This is a genomic window from Duganella alba, assembly GCF_009674495.1.
Taxonomy (GTDB): Bacteria; Pseudomonadota; Gammaproteobacteria; order Burkholderiales; family Burkholderiaceae_D; genus Rugamonas; species Rugamonas alba.
Genome location: NZ_WKJN01000031.1, coordinates 1 through 16,463 on the forward strand (window position 1 = coordinate 1; position 16,463 = coordinate 16,463).

General features: G+C 66.1%; 10 protein-coding genes and 1 tRNA gene. 5 read left to right on the plus strand and 6 right to left on the minus strand.

Going from position 1 to position 16,463, the window contains the following annotated elements:
- From GJ695_RS23680 to GJ695_RS23695, 4 genes are all read right to left on the minus strand, one after another.
- Positions 1–872 (minus strand): EpsD family peptidyl-prolyl cis-trans isomerase (locus tag GJ695_RS23680; protein WP_154369158.1); only part of this gene is annotated, 872 nt, incomplete at its 3' end.
- 228 nt (positions 873–1,100) lie between these two features.
- Positions 1,101–2,483, minus strand: coding sequence for an undecaprenyl-phosphate glucose phosphotransferase (locus GJ695_RS23685; RefSeq protein ID WP_154369160.1), 1,383 nt, complete (start codon positions 2,481–2,483; stop codon positions 1,101–1,103).
- 6 nt (positions 2,484–2,489) lie between these two features.
- Positions 2,490–3,713, minus strand: coding sequence for an XrtB/PEP-CTERM-associated polysaccharide biosynthesis outer membrane protein EpsL (gene epsL, locus GJ695_RS23690; protein WP_154369162.1), 1,224 nt, complete (start codon positions 3,711–3,713; stop codon positions 2,490–2,492).
- 195 nt (positions 3,714–3,908) lie between these two features.
- Complete coding sequence (locus GJ695_RS23695; protein WP_154369164.1) at positions 3,909–5,819, minus strand: ATP-binding cassette domain-containing protein; 1,911 nt, start codon at positions 5,817–5,819, stop codon at positions 3,909–3,911.
- Positions 5,820–6,018: 199 nt separating this feature from the next.
- On the opposite strand from GJ695_RS23695, the gene GJ695_RS23700 reads away from it, so the two are divergent.
- The 3 genes from GJ695_RS23700 to GJ695_RS23710 all read left to right on the plus strand — a co-directional run bounded on the left by GJ695_RS23700 (position 6,019) and on the right by GJ695_RS23710 (position 9,283).
- The gene (locus GJ695_RS23700) at positions 6,019–7,080 is read left to right on the plus strand and encodes an acyltransferase family protein (RefSeq protein ID WP_154369166.1); all 1,062 of its coding nucleotides are present in this window, start codon (positions 6,019–6,021) and stop codon (positions 7,078–7,080) included.
- A 50-nt stretch (positions 7,081–7,130) separates the two neighbouring features.
- A tRNA-Arg gene (locus GJ695_RS23705) sits at positions 7,131–7,205 on the plus strand.
- 140 nt (positions 7,206–7,345) lie between these two features.
- On the plus strand, positions 7,346–9,283 hold the full coding sequence (locus tag GJ695_RS23710; protein ID WP_154369168.1) for an acyltransferase family protein: 1,938 nt from the start codon (positions 7,346–7,348) through the stop codon (positions 9,281–9,283).
- A 22-nt stretch (positions 9,284–9,305) separates the two neighbouring features.
- Here the strand turns inward: GJ695_RS23710 and GJ695_RS23715 are convergent, their stop codons facing one another.
- Positions 9,306–11,384, minus strand: coding sequence for an acyltransferase family protein (locus GJ695_RS23715; protein ID WP_166455314.1), 2,079 nt, complete (start codon positions 11,382–11,384; stop codon positions 9,306–9,308).
- Between the two features lie 292 nt (positions 11,385–11,676).
- Here GJ695_RS23715 and GJ695_RS23720 point away from each other — a divergent pair, with 292 nt between their 5' ends.
- Entirely contained in the window at positions 11,677–13,593 is a 1,917-nt protein-coding gene (locus GJ695_RS23720; RefSeq protein ID WP_154369172.1) for an acyltransferase family protein, read from the plus strand.
- 44 nt (positions 13,594–13,637) lie between these two features.
- A complete protein-coding gene (locus GJ695_RS23725) occupies positions 13,638–15,713 on the plus strand; it encodes an acyltransferase family protein (RefSeq protein ID WP_166455315.1) in 2,076 nt (691 codons plus the stop codon).
- On the opposite strand, the gene GJ695_RS23730 is transcribed toward GJ695_RS23725, so the two are convergent.
- Complete coding sequence (locus tag GJ695_RS23730; RefSeq protein ID WP_166455316.1) at positions 15,714–16,421, minus strand: PEP-CTERM sorting domain-containing protein; 708 nt, start codon at positions 16,419–16,421, stop codon at positions 15,714–15,716.
- Positions 16,422–16,463: the final 42 nt, after the last annotated feature.

Genomic DNA, 16,463 nt, shown 5'->3' on the forward strand with positions numbered 1-16,463 from the left:
GGCGCCGCGGCCGGGGCGGACGCCGGAGCGGCCGCCTTGTTCAGGTACTCGATCTTGGCGGCCGCGCGCAGGCGCTGCACCTCGGCGGCGGCCGCTTCCTTGTTCTTGGTGCCGAACAGGTACTGCTCGATTTGCGGCGTGGCCACCTCCAGCGTCACCGGCGCCTCCTTGGTCTCGACCACGGTGGCCAGCACGCTGCGGCTGCCCTCCTTCACCAGGAACAGTTGGCCCGGCTTCATCGCCAGCAGCCGCGACGACAGCTCCGGCGGCAGGTCCGAGGAGCTGCGCTGGATCTGGTTGCGGCTGAACTTGACCTTGTGCGCGTCCAGGTAGGCCGCCACCTCTTCCAGCGACTTGGCGTTGTCGATCACGCCCTTGACCGCGTCGTCGATATCGCTGCCGTTGATGATCAGCTGGCGCATGTCGAAAATCTTACGCTGCGCAAAGAACACCGGGTGCTCGCTGTAATAGGCGGCCACCTCGGCCGGGGTCGGCTTGGTCACGGCGCCGACCTTCTTCTGCATATAGGCCTGGGCGATCAGCAGCGCCTTGGCGCGTTCGATGGCGCGCACCACCTGCGGGTCGCGGTCGACCTTTTCCTTGACCGCCTCGTTGATCACCAGCTGGCGATCCACCAGGTTTTCCAGCAACTGCTTGGTGACCGCCGGCTGCTGCGCCTGTTCGGCGCTGACGCCGGAGCGCTGCAATTCCTCGTTCAGCTGCAGCGCGGTGATTTCCTCGCCGTTCACGCTGGCCAGCGCCTGGCCGCTCTTGGCGCCCTTGTCGCCGCCGCAGGCGGCCAGGGTGGACGCCAGCGCCACGGCGGCGCACAGCAGGCGCAGGGGACGGGCCGATGATTCCGAATGATTCAAGATGTTTCCTCAAGTAGTGGTCGCCGAGGACGACTGATATCACGCAAACCATAGCAACCAGTGCAACGGTTAGTACATAAATGTTAAGAGTATGCTGTGCGCTCCGATGAAAGTCAATATCGCGCCGCACCCAGCCGACCCCGCATGCTGCACCTGCACATTTCTTTGATTGTAAATTAACTTCCCGCACCCGGGCTGCACGATACGCCGCCCCGCGCGGCGGCCGCGTCAGTGGGCGTTCTCGCGCTTGGCCACCACCTGCGCGGTGCGCACGATGATCCACAAATCGAGCCAGATCGACCAATTGCGAAGATAATCCAGATCGTACTGAATGCGCGCTTCCATTTTGTCGAGCGTCTCGGTTTCGCCACGCAGGCCGTTGACCTGGGCCCAGCCGGTGATGCCCGGCTTGACCTTGTGGCGCAGCATATAGCCCTTGATCAGCTTGCGGTACTGCTCGTTGTGCGCCACCGCGTGCGGCCGCGGGCCGACGATGCTCATGCGTCCCTGCAGCACATTGATGAATTGCGGCAACTCGTCGAGCGAGCTGCGGCGCAGGAAGCCGCCGATGCGGGTCACGCGCTGGTCGTTCTTCTTGGCCTGCACCACCTTGGCGCCGTCCTCGGCCACCGTCATCGAGCGGAATTTGTAGACGATGATTTCCTCGCCGTACAGGCCGTAGCGGCGCTGGCGGAAGATCACCGGTCCCGGCGAGGTCAGCTTGACGGCCAGCGCGATGCACAGCATCAGCGGCGTCAGCATCAGCTGGATCAGCGCCGCCAGCACGATGTCGCTGGCGCGCTTGAGCAGGCTGTTAAAGCCGGTGAACGGCGATTCGCAGATGGCGATCACCGGCATGCCGCCGACGTTGTCGAAGCGCGCCTGCACCAGGTCGAACACATAGATATCGGGCAGGAAGTAGACCGAGGCGGTGGTGTCCTGCAGCTCGTCGAGCAGCTTGCGGATGCGCGGCTGCGCCGAGATCGGCTGGCTGATGAAGATCATCTTGATGCGGTGCTCGCGCACATAGGCGGCGATGTCGTCCATGCGCCCCAGCGGCGGTGCGCGCATGCCTTCCGGCTGGCGGTCGGCGCCGCGGTCGTCGAAATAGCCGTGCACCTGCATGAACATATTCGGGTTGCGCTCGATGGTGCGGGCGAAGCGCAGGCTGACGTCGTTGGCGCCGACGATCACCACCGAGCGCACCTCGGCCTCGCCGTGGTCGAACAGCGCGGCCTTGCGCGCCAGCACGTGGCTGCCGATCAGCACGAACGGCGTGGCGACAAACCAGGTGATGATCACGGCCGGATCGAAGCTGCCGACCAGGCCGCTGGCGCGGCCCAGGCAGGCCAGGATCGCCACCGTCACCGCCCAGCCGACAAACACGTCGCGGCCATAGGCCAGCATGCGGCCGCTGCGCCAGGCATTGTAGGGATCGATCCGTTCATAGACCAGGGTCGAGATCAGGAACACCAGCGTCATCAGGATCAGCGAATGGCCGGCGAACGGCACGCCGTAGGCGGCGGTGCACAGATACAGCATGCCCATGATGATGAGCGGGTCCAGCACGCGCTGGAAGAAGGAGATCAGGGGTATATCGTTGACGGTCATCTGGTATTAGAACTGCGCGGTGACGTTGAATGAAACGCCGTTGGCCTTGTAGCTGTTGGTGCCGGCCGCACGGCTGCCGGTGCGGCGGTCGTGGCTCGCACTCAGCGCCAGCAGGATGCTCGGGTAGATCGCATAGTTGACGCCGGCCTGCAGGCTGCGCGTGGAATCGTCCAGGCCGCCCTCGGACAGCACCCCCGGCAGCGCGGTGAACTTGCGCTTCTCGGTCTTGGCCAGCGCGGTGGCGCTGATCTTGGCGGTGGCCTGGTAGCTGGCCTCGACGCTGGCGCCGCGGTTCAGCGCACTGTTGATCAGGCTGCCCTCGACCGCCGCGAACTCGCGCCACACCTTGGTGGTGGTCTTGATCTTGCCGGTCGGGATCCAGTACAGCACGGCGCGGCCGTTGGCGCCCTCCTCGTCGCGGATGGTAAACACCGCGTGCGTGCGGCGCACCTTGCCGCCGAGGAACTGCAGCTGGGTGCTGCCGCTGACATACCAGTAGATATTGGCCTTCAGTTCGTCCTGGTCGTAGCCGTTGTCGAGCAGGATCGAGGCAAAGCCCTGGCGGTCGGTGTAGGTGCCCTTCAGCTTGCGCGCCACCAGGCCGATGCGGCTGCTGGTGCCGGCGATGTAGTCGACGCCGACCTCGCCCGCGTCCTCGATGCGGTTGTTATATTTCTGCGAATCGAGCTCGTAGGTGTACTTGTCGCGCGACCAGGCGCCGTGCACCTGCCAGGTCGGATGGAAGTTCCAGGCGCCGTCGACGAACTCGCGGCGCGCCACGCGCAGGTTGCGCTCTTCCGAGTGGAAGTCGGCGAACGGCGCCAGCGTCTGCGCATAGGTGCCGCCGAGATGGCCCTGCAAATGGTTGCCCAGGTGCCATTCCAGCGTGGCCTCGGCGTTCTTGCCCGTGTAGTCGAGCTGGTTGAAGCGGTCGAACGCGACCTTGCTGGCGCTGACGCGCCCGGTCAGGATCTGGCGCCCGAACGGCCGTTCGAGGCTCAGGCCGACTTCGGTGCTCTTGTAGGTGTCGCCCTGCTCGCCGCCGACGTCGGCGCTCTGGCGCAGCAGGTTGTCGTCGTGGTTGATCGACGCCAGGATATACGGATGGATGGTGTCGCTGATCTGGGCTTGCGCCGGCAGCGCTGCGGCGGCCGCCAGCGCCAGCGCCACGGCGCGGCACAGCGGGGAAAGGCGGGTCGGTGGTGGGGTCTTGTCGGTAGTGTTTAGCATGTGTTCACGTGAATACGGGCTGATCCGTCCAGTGGGTGGCTTGTCGCTGGATGTTTCCTGTTGACAATCCATCAATGGCAATAATTAACAATATTACCAGCAACTCTACGCGCGCGTCGCAATTATCGACGTCCCGTGACGGCGGTGCCTCACCGCCGTCACGGAATTTACCGGCTTTTACCTATTGCAATGCAACTAGGCCTTGGCGCGGGCCTCGATGGCTTCCCATTTTTCGAGCGCCGCCAGCAATTCCTCCTCGATCGCCGCCACCCGCGCATGCAGGCGCTTGGCCTCGGCCGGGGTATTCTTGTAGAAATCGGGGTGCGACAAGGTCACGCTCAAGGCCGCCTGCTCGTCCTCCAGCGCCGCGATCAGCTTCGGCAATTCCTCCAGTTCCCGTTGCTCTTTATAACTGAGTTTTTTTGCTTTCGCAATATTTTGCTGCGACGCAGCAGGCGCCGCCGCGGCGGCCGCGGCCGGCTTGGCGGCGCTTTTGGCGGCCGCCGCGCTGGCGTCGCGCACGCGCTCCCAGTCGCTGTAGCCGCCGACGAATTCGCGCCAGTGGCCGGCGCCTTCGGCCACGATCACCTGGGTCACCACATTGTCCAGGAAGGTACGGTCGTGACTGACCAGAAACACGGTGCCGGTGTAGTCTTCCAACAACTCCTCGAGCAGTTCCAGCGTGTCGATGTCGAGGTCGTTGGTCGGCTCATCGAGCACCAGGCAGTTGGCCGGCTTGGCGAACAGGCGCGCCAGCAGCAGGCGGTTGCGCTCGCCGCCGGACAGCGACTTGACCGGCGAGCGCGCGCGCTCGGGCGAGAACAGGAAATCGTTCAGGTAGCTCATCGAGTGCTTGCGCTGGCCGTTGACCTCGACCCAGTCGCTGCCCGGCGAAATCGTCTCGACCAGGCTGGCTTCCTCGTTGAGCTGGGTGCGCATCTGGTCGAAGTACGCCACCTGCAGCTTGGTGCCGAGCTTAGCCACGCCGCTGTCCGGCGCCAGTTCGCCCAGGATCATTTTTAGCATGGTGGTCTTGCCGGCGCCGTTGGCGCCGATCAGGCCGACCTTGTCGCCGCGCAGGATGGTGCCGGTGAAATTGCTGACGATGGCGCGCCCGCCGTAGCTCTTGCTAATGTTCTCCAGCTCGGCGACGATCTTGCCGGAACGCTCGCCGGTCGATACCTCGAGCTTGACCTGGCCCTGCTGGTCGCGGCGCGCGGCGCGCTGCAGGCGCAGCGCCTCCAGCCGGCGCACGCGGCCCTCGTCGCGCACGCGGCGCGCCTTGACGCCCTTGCGGATCCAGATTTCCTCCTGCGCCAGCACCTTGTCGAACTTGGCGTTTTCCACTTCCTCGTTTTCCAGCAGCTCGGCCTTGCGCCCCTGGTAGGTGGTGAAGTTGCCCGGGAACGACAGCAGGCGGCCACGGTCGAGCTCGATGATGCGGGTGGCGACGTTGTCGAGGAAGGAGCGGTCGTGGGTAATGAACAACACGCTGCCCTTGAAATCGCGCAGCAAGCCCTCCAGCCACATGATCGAGGTGAAGTCCAGGTGGTTGGTCGGCTCGTCGAGCAGCAGCACGTCCGGCGCCGACACCAGCGCGCGCGCCAGCGCCACCCGCTTCTGCATGCCGCCCGAGAGTTCCTTCATCAGCAGCGTGCCCGGCAGGTTCAGCTTGTCGAGCACGGTTTCCACCTTGTTGGCCAGGTTCCAGCCGTCGGCCGCGTCGAGCTGCACCTGGATATCGTGCATGCGCGCCATCACGGCGTCGTCGTCGCCCTGGCCGAACTGGCCGGTCAGCGCCTCGTACTCCTTGGCCAGCGCCGGCAGTTCGCCGAGGCCGGAGGCCACCGCGTCGTGCACCGACATCTCCGGCTCGAACACCGGCTCCTGCTCGACGTAGACGATGTGCAGGTTTTGCTGCATCACCAGCAGGCCGTCGTCCAGCTTGAAGCGGCCGGAAATGATTTTCAGCAGCGACGACTTGCCGGTGCCGTTGCGGCCGATCAGGCCGACGCGCTCGCCCATCTCCAGCGAGAATTCAGCGTGATCGAGAAGGGCAACGTGGCCGAAGGCCAGTTGCGCGGAAGAGAGAGAAATGACGGCCATGTGTTTTGGAAAGATGTGCGATCACGCCCCGGCGTTGCAGGCACGCGATATCGGTAAAGGGAAAGCAGGCATTGTACCGGCAGTCGACGCTTCCCGGCGAAATTCCGGCGGCGGCGCGCTGCCGCAGCGCATATTGTGCGCCGAAGCATTATGCTAACATCATCACTTTAACAGGATCACAACCGGGGCCCGGCCGACCATGCAGAGAAATAACACCATCGATATCGCCAAGGGCATCGGTATCCTCCTCGTCGCGCTGGGCCATAACTGGGTCATCAGCCGCGCCAATGGCCTGGCGTACCGCATGATTTACTCCTTCCACATGCCGTTGTTCTTTCTGCTGGCCGGGGTCTTCCTGAATCCGGCGCAGCGCCTGCCCGGTTTCATCAGCAGCAAGGCGGATGCCCTGTTAAAACCCTATGCGCTGGTATTGATCACCCTCGGCTGCCTGCGCGCCGCCACCCACAGCGCCGCCCCCCTGCCCTATTTTGCCGGTATTGCCTACGGCGTCGGCTCGACATTGGAATGGGTGCAGATGTGGTTCCTGCCCAACCTGTTCGTGACGCTGCTGTTCGCCTGGGGCGTCTTGCGCCTGCTCGGCGACGGCCACCAGTCACGCGCCACGCTGGCAGTCCTGGCCGGCGCACTGCTGCTGCTCGGCGCCGTCAGCATCCACGCCTTTGACGCCATTGTGCCGGCCGACCATCCATCGCTGGCACCGGTGTTCGGCGAGCGGCCGCCGATCCAGGGTCTGCCGTTCAGCCTTGACCTGCTGCCGCTCGGCGCCGGTTTTCTGTTGATCGGCTACCTGCTGCGCCAGCATGTGCGGCAACTGCGCTTCCAGCCGCTGTGGGCGCTGGCGGCCTTGCTGGTATTTATCGCCAGCCACCTGACGTTCAGCGGTGTGACCGACCTCAATCTGCGCCAATACGGCCACTGGCTGATCACCCCGATTCAGGCGTTGAGCGGGATTTACCTGGTGCTGTCGCTGGCGGCGCTGTGCGACCGCGCCGCAGCGCCGGCGCGGGTGCTGGCCTACCTGGGCCAGGCCAGCCTGTTCATCCTGATCTTCCACGCCTTTATTCAATGGGTCGCGTTCGACAAGCTGAGCAAGCGCCTGCACGTGGATAACTATCTGGCGGCGGCGCTGTCGTTCGTCATTTGCCTGGCCTGTTCGCTGGCCGCCTATGAAGCCTGCCGCCGGATTGCGCTGCTGTCGCTGCTGATGCTGCGCCTGCCCAAACGCGGCGCCGCCAGCTAATCTTGTCACACCGGCCGGGAGGTCGGCTATAATTGCCCGCGCCGTGCGTCCTCCCCGTAGCACAATGGATAGTGCACATGCCTCCTAAGCGTGGGATACTGGTTCGATTCCAGTCGGGGGGACCATCCGCCACGCCGCGCCACCCGCCCCTTTGCCGCCCCACCTGCCTGATGCTGTCAGTTTGCAACTGCACAGCTGCTTTATTGCGCCGCAATAAAGTAGAATTGGTTATAATTAATGTTATGTTTTTATCACGCCCAAGGCCATGATGACCGCCCCACACCTCCATTCCGCCACAAAATACCGCGCTGACATCGATGGCCTGCGCGCCCTGGCCGTGCTGCCGGTGGTGCTGTTCCACATCGGCGTGCCCGGCTTCTTCGGCGGCTTCGTGGGCGTCGACGTGTTCTTCGTCATTTCCGGCTACCTGATCACCGGCATCATCGCGCGCGAGCTGGCGGCCGGCCAGTTCTCCATCGTCGAGTTCTATCGCCGCCGCGTGGTGCGGATCTTTCCGGCGCTGTTTGCCATGCTGGCGGTGGTCTCGCTGCTGGCCGTCGCCACCATGCTGCCGTCGGAGCTGGTGCGCTACGGCAAGGCGCTGGCGGCCACGTCCGGCTTCGCCTCGAATTTCGTGTTTTACCAGGAAAGCGGCTATTTCGCGCCGGACGGCCACACCAAGGCCTTGCTGCACACCTGGTCGCTGGCGGTCGAGGAACAGTTTTACCTGTTCTGGCCGCTGATCCTGGCCGGCCTGCACGCGCGCGGCGCCAACAGCATCCGCTGGATCGCCGCCGCCCTGACCGCCGCCTCGTTCGCGCTGGCCATCTGGCTGCTGGGGGTCGATCCGTCGGCGGCGTTTTTCCTGATCCCGACCCGCGCCTGGGAACTGATGGTCGGCGCCCTGATCGCCGTCATGCCCCTGCTGCCGGCGCGCCACCGGCTGCTGCGCGAGGTGCTGGCCGCCGGCGGCATCCTCGGGATCCTGGCCGCCGTCAAGTTCTACAACGCCGGCGTGCCCTTCCCCGGCCCGGCGGCGCTGCTGCCGATCCTCAGCGCGGCCGCCATCATCGTGGCCGGCGGCAGCGGCAGCTCGCTGGGCGGGCGCCTGCTGTCCTGGCGCCCGGTGGTCTTCATCGGCAAGATTTCATTCTCGCTCTACCTGTGGCACTGGCCGGTGATCGTGTTCGCCCAGGTCGGCCTGCTGCTGGACCACAGCTGGCCGGTGCGCAGCGCCGAATTCCTGCTGTCGCTGCTGCTGGGCTACCTGTCGTGGCGTTATATCGAACAGCCGACCCGGCTGGGCGCGGTACGCTTCAGCTCGCCGCGCATCCTCGGCGGCGCCGTGGCGGCGATGGCGCTGTCGGTGCTGGTCGGCGCGGTGGCCATCGTCAGCCAGGGCCTGCCGCAGCGCTACGACGCGCAGCAGCTGGCGCTGGCGCGTTACGAAGACTACGACGGCGACAAGGAATACCGCGGCGGCAGCTGCTTCGTGGTCGGCGACCAGCCCTACGACGCGCGATGCCTGGCCCGGCCCGCCGGCCAGCCGACCCTGTTGCTGCTGGGCGACAGCCATGCGGCGCACCTGTGGCCGGGACTGGCCCGGCAGCACGGCGGCTACAGCGTGCTGCAGGCCACCCACACCGGCTGCCGCCCGCTGCTGCCGGCCGGCGGCGGCAAGCTGCCGGCCTGCGAGCAATTCGCCCGGCGCATGTTGACCGACTGGCTGCCGCAGCATCCGGTCGACGTGGTGGTGCTGGCGGGACGCTGGGAAGCGCGCGACCTGGCCCAGCTGCCGGCCACCATCGCCGCCGCGCGCCGCCATGCCAGACAGGTGATCGTGGTCGGCCCGATCCCGCAATACGCCGCCGCGCTGCCGCGCTTCCTGGTCAAGGAAGCCGGCCACGACGCCGGCGCCGCCGAACGCGGCCTGGTGCGCGCGCCGTTCGCGCTCGATCCGCAGATGCGCGCGCTGGCCAGCGCCGCCGGCGCCAGCTACGTGTCGCTGATCGACGGCCTGTGCCAGGGCGGCCATTGCCGCACGCTGGCCGCGCCCGGCGTGCCGCTGCAGTTCGACTACGGCCATTTGACCCGCGACGGTTCGGCGGTGGTGGCCACCCTGCTGATGCAGGCGGTGCAGCCGGCCGCCGCGCCGCAGGCCCAGCGCAGCGCGCAGGCGGGCCCGGCCGAAGCAGGCAATTAAGCGCGGCGGATCGCGCCAGCGGTCACGGCTTGACGCCGGTGATGCTCTCCACCAGCAGGTGCTTGGCCACGTAGTCGGAGCCGGCCGGCGTCAGGTGGTGCTGATCGTAGCCGATCAGGCCATCGCGCAGATTGTCGCCGACGTAGGTGGTGCAACCGTCCTGCTTGCACAGCAGGTCAATCATGCTGACGAAGGTCACGCCCGGTCCGTAGCGGAAGTTCTGGCGCAGCCGGGCGTCGTCCTGCAGCACCTGCTGATCGACGCCGACCAGGGTGCGGCGCGGCACATCCGGCCACAGCTTGCGGGCCACCAGGCCCGGCAGGTTGGCGGTCCACTGCGGGCTGCTGCCCACGAAGATCACCTTGCCCACGCCGAGCGCCTTGAGTTTGTCGGCGATCAGGTTCATGTTCGGCACCGTGTGCTGCGCCAGGAACGACACCACCACCACGTCCGGCTTGGTTTCGGCCAGCGTCTTGAGCGCGAACCAGTTGGAACGCAGGCAATAATTTTCATGGGTCGGCGCCAGCACGTTGACGCGCGGCTCGCAGCCGGAGGTGCCCACCTGCAGGATCTGCCACTCCGGCGGCAGGTTCACCTGCAGGCCGTGATACAGCTGCTGCGCCAGCGAATCGCCCCAGACAAACACCGCTTTCGGCTTGGCCGGATCGCGCGTGTAGCAGGCCGGCGCGATCGCCTCCAGCGGCGCCCGGGTCTCGATGCCCTTGCGCAGGCTGAGCAGATCGTAGAAGTTGCACTCGTCGCGGTATTTCTCGTGCAGGCCGACCAGGTCGTAGTAATGGAAACCCGGCACGGTGTTCTCGAAATACGCGGCAAATTCCTGCGCCCCGACGCCGGCCAGCCCCGGCCGGGCGCCGGCAAAGCCGTTGCTGAGGAAGGCGCCCAGGCCGAACGCGCCGGCCAGCGCCACGCCGCCCAGCAGCGCGGCGGTCTTGTGGCGCCGCTCGCGGCCGAAGCGCAGCGGCGACTCGATCAGCTTATAGGTCAGCCAGGCCAGCAGCACCGACAGCAGCAGCAGGCCGGCGCGGGTCAGGCGGCCCGGCGTCTGCCCTTCCAAGATGCGGGCGAAGGCCAGCAGCGGCCAGTGCCACAGGTACAGCGGGAAGCTGATGACGCCGAACCAGCGCAGCACCGGATTGCCGAGAATCCAGCGGTTGAACAGCGCCTGCGGGCCGGCCGCGATCAGCGCGGCGGCGCCGCCCACCGGCAGCCAGGCCCACCAGCCGGGGAAGGCGCGGTACTTATTCAGCAGCAGCAGGCCGGCCGCCAGCATGACCACGCCGGCCAGCGCGCACGCGTTGGCCACGGCGCGGTGGGCGCGGCTCCGGGGATCCGGATACAGCACCGCCGCGTAGCTCTGCCGGCCCAGCATGGCGTAGGCCAGCAGCGAGCCGACCAGCAGTTCCCAGAAACGCGTTTGCGGCGCATAGAACGTCACCGTCGGGTCGCTGTGCACCCAGGCCAGGTTCCACACGAAGGACAGCGCGATCACGCCCAGCGTCACCAGCGGCAGGTTCCAGCGGCGGCGCGCGGCCACCCACAGCGCCAGCGGCCAGAAGAAATAGAATTGCTCTTCGATGCCCAGCGACCACAGGTGCAGCAGCGGCTTGCTGTCGGCCATCACGTCGAAATAATTGCTCTCGGCCAGCAGCACCAGGTTGGCGACAAAGCCGGCGCCGCCCAGCACATGCTTGCCGAGCTGCTGGTATTCGCCGTCATACAGCGTGAACCAGCCCGCCACCAGGCAGGACAGCAGCACCACCAGCAACGCCGGGAAGATGCGCTTGACGCGGCGCGCGTAAAACTCGACAAAGCTGAACACGTTCTGGCGCAGGCCGTTGATGATGATGGTCGAGATCAGGAAGCCGGAGATGACAAAAAAGATGTCGACCCCGATGAAGCCGCCCTTGAGGATGTTGGGAAAGCCGTGGAACACCAGCACCGACAACACCGCCACCGCGCGCAGGCCGTCGATGTCGGGCCGGTATTTCGGATGGGTCGAGACCTGGGCCTGCCGGGCCGCTTCGGCCTGGGTTTTCTCCTGCGGCAAGACATCGGTTTCCTCGGGAGAGAACGCAGGCATGGAAGTAGTCATAGTAGCGGGTCGGGTGAGTGGATATTGCCTTGGATCAATTAGGCGCGGCGCCGTGCCGGACGGGGCGGCGGCGCGCGCAAGATAGCAAATTTTACACCAAAGATTGTGCCGTACAGTATAAACTTCCGCATTGCAGCAAAAACTGTCGCACGGACCGCCGGGCTGGCCGGATCGTCAACTCAATTGACTGACAAACAACCTTTTCATTTGCCAAAAACAGACCGCGACAGGCATAATCGGTGTTGTTTCCAATGCAAATTTTCACAGACAGGACCACGGCATGAACTTCAGGCAGGACATCAATGGGTTGAGGGCAATCGCGGTCCTGGCAGTGATCCTGTTCCATTTCAACCCGGCCTGGCTGCCGGGCGGTTTCGCCGGCGTCGACGTGTTCTTCGTCATCTCGGGCTACCTGATGACGTCGATCATCTACCGCGGCCTGAGCAACGACAATCTCAGCGTCCTGCAGTTTTACCTGGCGCGCGGCCGCCGCATCATTCCGGCGCTGCTGGCGCCGTGCCTGCTGCTGCTGGTGCTCGGCTGGTTCGTGTTCCTGCCGCTGGACTACGCGGCGCTCGGCAAGCACGTCGCCGCCAGCGTCAGCTTCGTCTCCAACATGGTGTACTGGAAGGAGTCGAGCTACTTTGCCGCCGGCGCCCACGAAAAATGGCTGCTGCACACCTGGTCGCTGTCGGTCGAATGGCAGTTCTACCTGCTCTACCCGCTGTGCCTGCTGGTGCTGAAGCGCTGGTTCGGCTTGAAGTCGCTGCGCTGGCTGCTGCTGGCCGGCAGCGTGCTGGGCTATGGCCTGGCCTGCTACGCGTCGAGCCGCTCGCCCGACGCCGCCTTCTTCCTGCTGCCGACCCGCGCCTGGGAAATGATGGCCGGCGGCCTGGCGCTGCTGTTCCCACTGCCGCTGACGGCGCTGCGCGCGCGCGCCCTCGAAGCGCTGGGCGCGCTGCTGATCGTCGGCGGCTATGTGCTGCTGTCGGAAAACAATCTGTGGCCCGGCTACCTCGGCCTGGTGCCGGTGGCCGGCGCCACGCTGCTCATCGCCGCCAACCGCCAGGACTCGTGGCTGACCAATAACCCGCTGTGCCAGTGGCTCGGCGATATCTCGTATTCGCTGTACATCTGGCACTGGCCGGTGGTGGTGATGCTGGCCTACCGCGGCGTGCTGACCGAGTTGCGCTACCAGTTGCTGGGCATCGCGCTGTCGCTGGTGTGCGCGCAACTGTCGTACCGCCTGATCGAGCAGCGCGTGCGCCGGAAAACCCGGCCGGCCTGGTCGCGCGCCTGGTTCGGCGGCGCCGCCACCTTGTGCGGCCTCGGGCTGGCGGTGATCGCCACCCACGGCGTGGTCTCGCCGCTGCGCTCGATCAGCATGTCCGACCGCGCCCGCTTCCTGGCCGAGTATGCCGAGAAAAAAGACCAGTTGCGCATCACCCACTGGATCGACCAGTGCAACGTGACCGACGCCCTGACCTACCACGGCAACACCAATATTGAGCCGCACTGCATCACCCGCGCCGGCGACGGCGGCGTGTTCCTGTGGGGCGACTCGCACGCCGAAGCGCTGTCCTACGGCCTGCGCCACGCGCTGCCGGCCGGCACGCCGTTCTACCAGGTGACCGCGTCCGGCTGCCGCCCCAGCATCCTCGACGATACCAAGCTCAAGGGGTATGCCAAGGTGGCCTGCGAACGCGCCAACCAGCTGGCGCTGCAAAGCGTGGCGGCGATCCGGCCCGCCGTGGTGGTGGTGGCGCAACAGAAGGACCACGAGAAAAAAGACTGGGACGCGCTGGCGCTCAAGCTGCGCCAGGCCGGCGCGCGCCAGGTGGTGCTGGTCGGGCCGGTGCCGCAATGGCAGCCGTCGCTGCCGACGGTGGTGGCCAACCGCCACTGGGATGACCATGCGGCCGCCATCGTCGACAGCGCGCTGGACCAGCAAATCATGCGCACCAACAGCCTGATGCGGCAGAACCCTCCCGGCGCCAACCTGACGTTCGTGTCGCTGATCGACACCCTGTGCAAGGGAGAGGCCTGCGAAGCGCGGGTGCCGCCGAGCGGCGACCTGCTGCTGGTCGACTACGGCCACCTGTCGGCCGCCGGTTCGCTGTACGTGGTCAAGACGCTGGTGCTGCCGCAACTGCACCTGCACCCGGCAGACGCCACGCTGGCTGGCAACCATCCATGAAGGCCGGCGCCATGCCACCCCAAGCAACCTCTTCTGAATTGAACATGTCCCAGTCCGCCACCGCAGCACCGACCGCGCCCGCCGCGCATATGGCTTACCGTCCCGACATCGACGGCCTGCGCACGCTGGCCGTGCTGCCGGTGGTCCTGTTCCACGCCGGCTTCACAGCGCTGTCCGGCGGCTTTGTCGGGGTCGACGTCTTCTTCGTCATTTCCGGCTTTTTGATCACCTCCATCATCGCCGCCGACATCGACAAGCAGCGCTTCTCGATTGTCGATTTCTACGAGCGCCGCATCCGCCGCATCTTCCCGGCGCTGTTTGCGATGCTGACGGTGGCGCTGGTGTTTGCCGGCCTGATGTTCATCCCGGCCGACTTCCGCCAGTTCGGCAAGAGCTTTATCTCGTCCTCGCTGTTCTTCTCCAACCTGATGTTCTGGAGCGAAGGCGGCTATTTCGACTTCGACGCCGAGCTCAAGCCGCTGCTGCACACCTGGTCGCTGTCGGTCGAGGAACAGTTCTACATCTTCTTCCCGCCGCTGCTGTACCTGCTGAAGACCCGCGTGCGGCGCTGGCGCGCATGCATCGTCGGCCTGTTCCTGGCCTCGCTGGCGGCTGCCGCCTGGATGGCCTACCGCGACCACGACACCGCCTTCTACGTGCCGCTGTACCGCGTGTGGGAACTGCTGACCGGTTCCATCATCGCGCTGGCGATCCTGCCGCCGGCCGCCGCCACCCCGCGCCGCGGCCGCGAACTGCTGGCCGCCGCCGGCATCGTCATGATCCTCGGCGCCAGCCTGTTCTACACCAGCAGCGTGGTGTTCCCCGGCCTGTCGGCGCTGCTGCCGTGCCTGGGCGCCGGCCTGCTGATCTACTATGGCCGCGACACCGCCGCCGGCCGCCTGCTGGGCAGCGCGCCGCTGGTCGGCATCGGCAAGATCTCGTATTCGCTGTACCTGTGGCACTGGCCGGTGATCGTGTTCTACCGCTACTGGCTGGGGCGCGCCTTCACGCTGCCCGAGCAGGTGCTGGTGATCGGCCTGTCCTTCTTGCTGGCCTGGCTGTCCTACCGCTACATCGAAACGCCGTTTCGCCTGCGCCGCGCCGGCGGCCCGCGCAAGGTGCTGTTCGCGCAGGGCGCGGTGGCGACCATGCTGACGGTCGGCATCGGCGGCCTGATCTACCTGGCCAACGGCGTGCCGCAGCGCATGCCGGACAATGTGCTGCGCCTGGCCAGCTCGGCCAATGACATCAACCCGATGCGCCAGCAATGCGACCGCCGCAGCGTGCCGCAGGTGCAGCAGGGCGACGTCTGCAGTATCGGCCCGGACAACGTGGCGCCAAGCTTCGCCGTGATGGGCGACAGCTTCGGCGACGCCTTCATGCCGGGCGTGGCCGCGCTGGCCGAGGAACGCGGCCAGCGCGGCCTGGTGCTGACCGCCTCCGGCTGCCTGGCGATGCTGGACGTGGTGGACGCCAGCAGCAAGCGCGTCAGCAACTGCAAGGCCTTCATCCAGGCCAGCATCGACCTGATCAAGCACACCCCGTCGATCCAGCGCGTGCTGCTGATTGGCCGCTGGCCGAGCGCGGCCGAGGGGCGCCGCTTCGGCGCCTTCATGGCCGACGGCATGTTCATCACCGATGACCAGTCCACCAGCGTCGGCTACGAGGAAAACAAGCGCGTCTTCACCCGCCGCTGGGAAGCGACGATCGCGGCGCTGAATCCGCGCCAGGTGTACATCGCCGCCTACATTCCCGAGCAGCGCATCCATGTGCCGCGCGAACTGGCGCTGTGCACCTACTTCGGCCATCCGTGCCCGGCCGGTGTGTCGCGCAGCGACTTCGAACAGCGCCAGGCCTACGTGCGGCAAGTGTTTGAGAGCCTGGAGCGCGCCCATAAGGCGCAAATCCTGGATGTGGGAAGCAAGCTGTGTGGCAAGGAATTCTGCCCGCTGTATGCGCAGCACACGTCCTTGTACGTGGATGACAATCACATCAGCCGCTCGGCGGCGCTGATGCTGCGGGAAGTGTTGGCGCCGGCGGTGGCGCCGGCCGCCCCCGGCGCGCAGGCGGCGCCGGTCCATCTGGCCGAGGGTCAGGCGGCGCCGGCGGCCCGCCGGTAATCAGCGCGGCCGCGAACGGCGCCGCACCAGCGCCAGGCTGGCCATGCCCAGCAACATCAGGGTGTAGCTGGCCGGCTCCGGCACAGCGGCAGCGTAGTTCTCGGCGCGCAGGAAACCGTTGAAGGTGACCGTCAACGGCGTCGCGCGGTTATTGGTGACGTCAATATCCAGCACGCTGGACAAGGTGCCGTTGTGCGAGGGATTCATCCAGCTGGACGTGGAGTAAGTCTGCGCCAGGCTGCCATCGGTGTCGAGCGTCTCGAAACGGAAGGCCACGCCGAGATCGATGCGCTGCGCCGCGGACTGCTGGGTAATCGACAGCGTGTACGGCACCGAATACACGAAGTGCTGGCCCGGCGCCAGTTCAAAGGTCGTGGTGACCTGCTGGAAGGCGCTGCTGACCACGCCATTGTAAGCCTCGGCGCCTATCAGGCCGGCCTGGGTGTAGCCCTTGGCTGCGGCGCTGGCGGCGGCCGTCAGATCGGGGCCGTTGTTGCTCAGCGTCTGACCGGCGCCGCCGGCCTGGGCCGAGGCCTGGCTCAGGTAAGTCCAACCGCTGAAATTGCTGGTGTCGCTGATCAGCCGATTGGTCAGGGCCGCCAGGTCGAACGAGGCCGTTCCCGTGCTGCCCGTCGCGGCAACTGCCGCGCCGCTGACGAGGAACAGCGCGGCACTGCCACCGGCAATCAAACAATTCCTGAAATACATTCCAATCTCCTGATAGTTTCTATGCAATTGCATAAACATAAC